This is a genomic window from Limnothrix sp. FACHB-1083 (assembly GCF_014696485.1).
GTDB lineage: Bacteria > Cyanobacteriota > Cyanobacteriia > CACIAM-69d > CACIAM-69d > CACIAM-69d.
Genome location: NZ_JACJQD010000020.1, coordinates 39,203 through 47,733, shown reverse-complemented (window position 1 = coordinate 47,733; position 8,531 = coordinate 39,203). Strand labels below are relative to the sequence as shown.

7 protein-coding genes are annotated in these 8,531 nt (G+C 48.9%); 6 read left to right on the top strand and 1 reads right to left on the bottom strand.

Translation table 11 applies throughout. The features are described 5' to 3' along the window. Window positions 1–114 precede the first annotated feature (114 nt). Window positions 115–783, bottom strand: coding sequence for a type 1 glutamine amidotransferase domain-containing protein (locus tag H6F46_RS18210; protein WP_199310895.1), 669 nt, complete (start codon window positions 781–783; stop codon window positions 115–117). Between the two features lie 197 nt (window positions 784–980). Between H6F46_RS18210 and H6F46_RS18205 the strand changes: the two genes are divergently transcribed. From H6F46_RS18205 to H6F46_RS18180, 6 genes are all read left to right on the top strand, one after another. Beyond that, complete coding sequence (locus H6F46_RS18205; RefSeq protein WP_190356198.1) at window positions 981–1,928, top strand: LysR family transcriptional regulator; 948 nt, start codon at window positions 981–983, stop codon at window positions 1,926–1,928. Between the two features lie 262 nt (window positions 1,929–2,190). Then, on the top strand, window positions 2,191–4,956 hold the full coding sequence (locus H6F46_RS18200; RefSeq protein WP_190356197.1) for a type I restriction-modification enzyme R subunit C-terminal domain-containing protein: 2,766 nt from the start codon (window positions 2,191–2,193) through the stop codon (window positions 4,954–4,956). Beyond that, window positions 4,956–5,141, top strand: a complete 186-nt coding sequence (locus H6F46_RS19955) for an element excision factor XisH family protein (RefSeq protein WP_190356196.1) — start codon at window positions 4,956–4,958, stop codon at window positions 5,139–5,141. Before H6F46_RS18200 ends, H6F46_RS19955 begins: the two co-directional genes overlap by 1 nt. Next, window positions 5,110–5,454 carry an element excision factor XisI family protein gene (locus H6F46_RS18190; RefSeq protein WP_190356195.1) on the top strand — a complete coding sequence of 115 codons (345 nt, stop codon included), beginning with the start codon at window positions 5,110–5,112 and terminating at the stop codon, window positions 5,452–5,454. Before H6F46_RS19955 ends, H6F46_RS18190 begins: the two co-directional genes overlap by 32 nt. Before the next feature lie 57 nt (window positions 5,455–5,511). After that, window positions 5,512–6,969, top strand: coding sequence for a restriction endonuclease subunit S (locus tag H6F46_RS18185; protein WP_190356194.1), 1,458 nt, complete (start codon window positions 5,512–5,514; stop codon window positions 6,967–6,969). 49 nt (window positions 6,970–7,018) lie between these two features. After that, window positions 7,019–8,500: a class I SAM-dependent DNA methyltransferase gene (locus H6F46_RS18180; RefSeq protein WP_190356193.1), complete on the top strand. Its 1,482-nt coding sequence runs from the start codon at window positions 7,019–7,021 to the stop codon at window positions 8,498–8,500. Window positions 8,501–8,531 lie beyond the last annotated feature (31 nt).

Below are 8,531 nucleotides of genomic sequence, written 5' to 3'. Positions count from 1 at the left end.
GAGAATAGGTTTGACGATTTGAGAGAATGAGCGTAACATTGGTGTATTACTTTTTGATTGTTTGGGGTAAGAATTACATCTTCTTACCCCTTTTTTATAACCTGAATCTGTCATTCAACACTTCTGCCCCACGGCCTCTTCTTCCTCATTGGTGAACGCCGCCACGGTTTTGCCCGCCACCAAATAAGTGCCGTTGGAAAGTTTCACATTCACCAAGGCCGCCGGGCCATGGCAAACAGCGCCCACCACGGCACCTTGTTCATACATTTTGGCCGTCAGTTGCGCCATGGCTGAATCATTGGGCAAATCCCACATCACGCCATGACCCCCCGCAAAGAAAATGGCTTGATAGTCGCCGGGGTTCACTTCAGCAGGCGACAGGGAATCTTGCACCTTGGCCATCACCGCTGCGTTGTCCACAAATTGCCGGTTTAAGGGATCGCTCAGATCCAGACTTTTGGGGTCGATCGGAGCAGCATTGCCCGTCGGACTCACGAAGTCCACTTGATAGCCTGCTTGGGTGAAAACCGCGTAGGGATGGGATGCTTCGGACAGATAAAATCCCGTGAGTTGACCCGTATTTCCGAGTTGAGCATGGTTGGTCAACACAATCAAAACTTTGCGATCGCTCGCTTTAGGAGCACTCAATTCTTGACGGCTCGCCACAGCATCATGAAAGCCAAAATGACTCGAAACTTGTGCTTCAGCACCCAGGGAGCCCAGGATTAATGCTCCACCGATCGCGCCCAGGGTGCTGATTAAACCAACGTTAGCGATCGTCACGATGAACCTCCATGTTGTAGACCTAGCACGATGTCAAACTCGTGCGAAATTGCTGCAACGGTTGACCGGCTAAACGGTTTGGATGCGGTCTACTTCATGCTAAAAGCAACGTATCTAAAATACAAATCATAAATATTGGCATTTGCCATAATTTTATTTATGGCTTATTGATGAAACCATAGCGATCGGCAGCTTTGATGGTGAATTTGGAGTGGTACCGCAGCTTTGTGGAGATCTATCGCGTGGGCACGGTTTCCGGGGCTGCCACCCTGTTGCATTTGACGCAACCTGCCGTGAGTCAGCATTTAGCCGGGCTGGAATCGACCCTGGGCACAACGCTATTTGAGCGCCAACCTCGCCGCATGGTGCCCACGGAAGCGGGCAAGCGCCTCTACACCCGTGTGGTGGCGGCGATCGAAACCCTCGAAGCTATTCCCGCCAAAGCCACCAGCGATCGCCCCTGGCCCATTCGCTTGGGCACGCCACCGGAATTTTTTAGCGAATATCTGTTGGCGCAATTTACTCCGGGCGATCTCGCTTTGATCACGGTGCAATTTGGGTTGGCACCCGCCCTAATTGATCGCCTATTAGCCAATCATTTGGACTGCGTAATTGCCACCCAAAAAATCATTCATCCCCAGGTGGCTTACCAATTACTGTTTGAAGAATATTTTTGGTTAATCGGCCCGCCGGGTCACACCGTTCCAGCAGCGATCGCGCGCGATCGACCCCACTCATCCCTAGATGTGGCAGCGTTGGACTCTTTGGCAGCCTGGCTGAAAGAGCAACCCTGGATTGCCTATGGCGAAGATTTACCGATTATTCGGCGATTTTGGCGAGTGGTGTTTGGGCAGCGATTGGATGTGAATCCGCAATGGATTATTCCCGATTTACGCAGCATTCGCAGTGCGATCGCCCAGGGGTTAGGCTATAGCATTTTGCCCAATTATTTATGTGCGGATTGGCTCGATCGCCAGCAATTAACCTTGGTGTTGCAGCCCGAAACGCTCCAGCCCGATCGCGCTGTCACCAATGCCATTTGGCTGGCCTACCGCCAAGCCGATCGCCAAGCGCCTTTTGTGCAGCAAATCCTGGCCGGATGGGGGCGATCGTCAACTGGGCGATCGTCATTGGATTTTGACTGATTCCAGCCGTTGTTCATCCGACGGCAGTGCCTTAATTCAGCAATGATGAGTGGGTGAGAGCCTTACAGCGCAAACAGTGGTTAGCCAACAATCATCGCCTCCCAGACACTACCGGATGTTGCCAGTGATTTACACTGATCTGAAGAGATTGAAGCAATTACAAGAAAAATCTTATTAGGTTTTCTTCTATGTGACAAGATATTTAGAGGGCAAATTTGTCAAAACTAAAGTAGCGTAACTTGCCACATCCCCACCCCTCTTTATGACTGATCTGAATCAAAACCCAGAGCAGCAGGCACGAGATCAAATTGATGCCCAGCTTCGGCAGGCTGGGTGGGATGTGCAGAGCAAGAATAGGATTAATTTGAATGCAGCTTTAGGAGTGGCAATTAGAGAGTACCCTACCGATGTTGGCCCTGCTGACTATGTGCTGTTTGTCGATCGCCAACCAGTGGGCATTATTGAAGCCAAGCGGGAACATGAAGGTCACCGCCTCACGGTGGCGGAAAATCAAACCCAGGGCTATGCCACAGCCAAACTCAAGCATATTAGTAATAATGAGTCGCTTCCCTTTCTGTATGAAAGTACAGGGGTGTTGACTCGTTTTACCGATCGCCGTGATCCTAAACCCCGATCGCGCCCAGTCTTTTCCTTTCACCGCCCCGAAACGTTTCAAACATGGCTTAAAACCGATCGATCCTTAAGGGCGCGGTTACTCGATCTGCCTGGACTGGATACAACCGGATTGCGGGACTGTCAAACACGGGCGATCCAAAATCTAGAGCATTCTTTTAAGGACAATCGCCCCCGCGCTCTGGTTCAGATGGCGACTGGCTCCGGTAAAACGTTTACCGCCATCACCGCTGTATATCGATTGCTCAAGTTTGCCAAGGCGGAACGGGTGTTGTTCCTGGTGGATACCAAAAATCTGGGGGAGCAGGCTGAGCAGGAGTTCATGGCTTTTTCCCCAGTGGACGATAACCGCAAGTTCACGGAACTCTACAACGTGCAGCGGTTGAAGTCGCGCTATGTGGCAACTGATAGCCAGGTTTGTATCTCTACGATTCAGCGGCTCTACTCGATTTTGAAGGGGGAAGAGTTGGATGAGAAAGCTGAAGAAGTGAACCCGAATGAGTTGATACAGCCCAAGGCTCCGATGCCCGTGGTGTATAACCCCAAAATCCCGATCGAGTTTTTCGATTTCATCATTATCGATGAGTGTCACCGCTCAATCTACAAACTGTGGCGGCAGGTGTTGGAGTACTTTGATGGTTTCTTAATTGGTTTGACGGCGACTCCGGATCAGCGTACTTTTGGCTTTTTTAACGAGAATATCGTCAGTGAGTATACCCACGAGGAAGCGGTCACGGATGGGGTGAATGTGGGTTTTGATGTCTACACGATCGAAACTGAGATTACCAAACAGGGGAGTCGTTTGGTTGCTAAGGAATTTGTGGATAAGCGGGATAAGCTCACCCGGAAGCGTCGCTGGGAACAGCTTGATGAGGATTTGACTTATTCGGGCAAGCAACTGGATCGGGATGTGGTTAATCCCAGTCAGATTCGCAATATCATTCGTACTTTTCGGGATAAGTTGCCAGAGATTTTTCCGAATCGGCAGGAAGTCCCCAAGACGCTGATTTTTGCCAAAACGGACAGTCACGCCGATGACATTATTCAGACTGTGCGGGAGGAGTTTGGGGAGGAGAATGCGTTTTGTAAAAAGGTGACGTACCAATCTACGGAAGATCCGAAATCGGTGCTGGCTCAATTCCGGAATGACTACTATCCCCGCATTGCGGTGACGGTGGACATGATCGCTACGGGAACGGATGTCAAACCGTTGGAGTGTTTGTTGTTTATGCGGGATGTGAAGTCTCGGAACTATTTTGAGCAGATGAAGGGACGGGGGACGCGCACGTTGGGGGAGGATGACCTCAAAAAGGTGACTCCTTCGGTGCGTTCGCGTAAGACCCATTTCGTCATTGTGGACGCGATCGGGGTGACGAAATCCCTCAAAACCGATAGCCGCCCGCTGGAGCGTAAGCAGGGTGTGTCTCTTCGGGACTTAATGATGGGTGTGATGATGGGCGCTCAGGATGAGGATTCGTTTACGTCCCTGGCGGGCCGCCTTGCGCGCTTAGAGCAACAGATGAACCCCCAAGAGCGGGAACAACTTGTGGAGATGACCGGGGGCTTAAATGCTGGAGAGATGGCCAAAGCCCTGCTCCGTGCCTATGATCTGGATGTTATTGCGGATCAAGCTCGAACGGATGGTGGTTTACCGAGTACGGCAGAGCCATCGGCGGCGGCGATGCAAGCTGCCCAGCGGGGTTTGATTCGCGTTGCTGCCAGTGCTTTTACGGGTGAGGCGATCGACTTTATTGAGAATGTTCGCCGGGTGCATGAGCAGATTATTGATGTTGTCAATCTCGATCGCGTCACTGCTGTGGGGTGGGATGTCCAGGCTACAGAGCGGGCGATGCACCTGATTGAGGATTTCACGGCTTTTATCGAGCACCATAAGGATGAGATTACCGCGCTGAAGATTTACTACAATCAGCCCTACCAACGGCGTGACCTAACGTTTCAGATGATTCGTGAGGTGTTGGAAATCCTGAAAGCCGAAAAACCGATGCTGGCTCCTTTGTCGGTGTGGCAAGCTTATGAGCAGGTGGAGGGCAGGAAAGCGGGTACGCCGATCAGTGAGTTGACGGCGTTGGTGGCGTTGATTCGTAAGGTGGTGGGGCTGGATCAGGAGTTGACTCCCTATCAGGAAACGGTGAATCGCAATTTTAAGCGGTGGGTGTTTCAGAAGCAGGCGGGGGCTGCCCCAAAGTTTACGGAGGTGCAGATGGAGTGGTTACGGATGGTGAAGGATCACATGATTAGCTCGTTCCATCTTGAGCGGGATGACCTGGACTATGCGCCGTTTGATGCTCAGGGTGGTTTGGCGATGATGTATCAGCTTTTTGGGGATGAGATGGATGAGATTATTGATGAGATGAATGAGGTGTTGGCGGCGTAATGTCAAGGCGAGATGGTTTACATTTTTCCCTCCGATCTACTCTAGAAGCGGATGGATGGATAATCACAGATGATCCGTTAGTTCTGGTTTTGGAGCGAACCCTTATAAAATTAACTTATTGGTTTATGAGCCACTTCAGGAGGTTGTTTTGCAATGGATCACGCCGTAAAGTTGGGCTATGCTGACATTCTCAGAAAGACTGTGCGAGTTGCGACGGTGAATCAACCACGTCTCCAAGCGATTAGGCTTTATCCTGTTTGCGATCTTGAGTCGGGTCACTTTCTGGTTTTGGCGACGGGGTGGGATAAACAGCGATGGATGGATGCGATTTTATTTCATGCCCGTTTGGTTGGTCATCAGGTTGTGATTGAGGAGGATAATTTTGAGGAGGGTCTAACCCAAGTGCTGATTGATGAGGGTATTGATAAGGCGGATATTGTGAATAGTCGCCAACCTGGTTCTCTATCTTCAAAACTAGAGAAAGAGGACTTTGGGTAGGAGATGGATGAGATTATTGATGAGATGAATGAGGCGTTATCAGCTTAATCAAAAGATATGGAAACTAATAAACTTGATTTGCAAAAAATACCAAAGGGATGGGAAGTTCTTGATTTTAAAGAGGCTGTAATCAAGATTTCAACAAATAAAAAGAAAATTAAACAAAAAGAATACTTAGAGCGTGGAGCTATTCCAGTTATTGATCAAGGTCAAGAACTGATAGGAGGTTTTACTAACGACAGGAAAAGTGCAATTGATTGTGAGTTGCCTGTACTAGTTTTTGGTGACCATACAAAAGCAATAAAGCTAGTTACTTTCCCATTCGCACCTGGAGCTGATGGAATTAAAGTAATAAAGCCGCTCAGTATTTTTCTTCCGAAGCTTTTCGCTTCATTTGTTAGAGTCATAGTCCATAAAATTCCAGATAAGGGATATGCACGCCATTTTCAGCATTTAGAGAAAACCAATCTTCCTCTCCCTCCCCTCGCTGAACAGCATCGGATTGTAGACAAGATTGAGGAATTGTTTTCCGATTTGGATGATGGAATCGCGTCCCTGAAGAAGGCACAGCAACAGCTAAAGGTGTATCGTCAGGCGGTGCTGAAATGGGCGTTTGAGGGCAAGCTTACCGCCCAATGGCGCGAGGAACAGAAACGGCAAGGAAAGCTAGAATCTGCCGAAACTCTACTAGAGCAAATCAAGGCGGATCGGGAGCGGCGCTATCAGGAAAAACTCGCCCAGTGGCAAGCTGATGTTAAAGCTTGGGAAGCAAATGGGAAGGCAGGGAAAAAGCCGGGTAAACCGAAGGCATATAAGGTAGCAACACTACTTTTAGACAATGAGCTTGCCGCCATAGGAAATATCCCCAGAGATTGGCAGCTTACCAGGATAGGTGACATAACGCTATGTCTTGATAACATGCGTATCCCAATCAACAAGAAAGATAGATCCAATCGTGAAGGCAGCATTCCATACTACGGTGCAAATGGGCAAGTTGGATGGATTGATGACTATTTGTTTGATGAACCTCTAGTACTAGTAGTTGAAGATGAAACCTTTGTAGGAAGAGAAAAACCTTTTTCCTACAGAATCAAGGGAAAATCTTGGGTTAATAATCATGCTCACATTCTCAGACCTGAAAATAAACTCAATATAGACTTCTTAAATTATCAACTTCAATACTATCCATTCACTCCGCTAACAACAGGAACTACTGGTAGACGCAAGCTGACCCAGGCTGCTTTGATAGAAGCATCTTTCAAAATTTGCTCGTTAGCCGAACAAAACAAAATCGTTGAAGAAATCGAATCCCGCCTCTCCATCTGCGACAGCCTAGAAACCACGATCACCGAAAACCTCCAACAAGCCGAAGCCCTGCGCCAAAGCATCCTTAAACAAGCCTTTGAAGGCAAACTCGTCCCCCAAGACCCCAACGACGAACCCGCCTCCGTCCTACTAGAACGCATCCGCCAAACACGAAATAAACAAGGGCAATTGAACCTCAAAAATCTCTAACCCCTCCCAACCAACCCAACCCATCTAGTAACCCTAAAGCAAAATTTCTATGAGTAACGCTACAAGCATCATTTCCAAAGTCTGGAGCTTCTGCGATGTCCTACGAGACGACGGTGTAGGCTATGGCGACTACCTAGAACAATTAACCTATCTGCTCTTCCTGAAAATGGCAGATGAGTACAGCAAACCCCCCTACAAACGCCAAACCGGAATTCCCGCCGGGTACGACTGGGAAAGCCTACGCACCCTACGCGGCGCAGAACTAGAAACCCACTACCTCGAAACCTTGCGAACCCTCGGCCAGCAAAAAGGAATGCTCGGCCAAATCTTCACCAAAGCCCAAAATAAAATCCAAGACCCAGCCAAACTCTCTCGAATTATCGACATGGTAGATAAAGAGAACTGGGTGATTATGGGAGCCGATGTCAAAGGCGACATTTACGAAGGACTTTTAGAGAAAAACGCCGAAGACACCAAAAGCGGAGCTGGTCAATACTTCACCCCACGAGCACTAATTTGGGCAATGGTCGAATGTATCCGACCCGAACCGCAACGGGCGATCGCCGATCCTGCTTGTGGGACTGGGGGCTTTTTCCTCGCCGCCTACGATTTCCTCGTGAAAAATTATCAGCTCGATCGCGATCAAAAAGAATTCCTCAAATTTCACACCTTCCGAGGCAACGAAATCGTCGCCAATACCCGCCGCCTCGCCCTGATGAATATGTTCCTCCACAACATCGGCGACATCAGCAGCGATAGCATGATCTCCTCTCAAGATGCGCTCATCGCCGATAGTGGCGATCGGTTTGACTACGTTCTCGCCAATCCCCCCTTTGGCAAAAAAAGTAGCATGACCTTCACCAATGAAGAAGGGGAGCAGGAAGAAGAAGATCTGACCTATAACCGCCAAGACTTCTGGGCAACCACCTCAAACAAACAGCTTAATTTTGTTCAACACATCCGCACCATTCTTAAGACCACAGGAAAAGCCGCGATCGTCGTGCCTGATAACGTCCTGTTTGAAGGCGGAGCCGGAGAAAAAGTCAGACAAAAACTGCTCCGCGACACCGATTTTCATACCATTCTTCGGCTTCCGACTGGCGTATTTTATAAACAAGGCGTAAAAGCCAACGTTATCTTTTTTGATAACAAACCTGCCGCCAAAGATCCCTGGACAAAAGAAATTTGGTACTACGATTTCCGCACCAATATTCACTTCACCCTCAAAAAGAACCCCTTAAGGCGAGAAGACCTCAGAGAATTTATCGAGTGCTATAACCCCACAAACCGCTATCACCGAGAAGAAACCTGGTCAGAAACAAATCCTGAAGGGCGCTGGCGTAAATTTACCTACGAAGAACTCATCGCCCGCGACAAAACCAGCTTGGATATTTTCTGGCTCAGAGATAAAAGCCTCACCGATTTGGACAACCTGCCCGATCCAGATATTTTAGCTCTAGAAATTATCGAGAACTTGGAAGCCGGACTAGAGAGCTTCCGGGCGATCGCCAGCAGTTTCCAGATGGATTAACAGTTATCTCAACTAGTTCAATCTTTGAGGT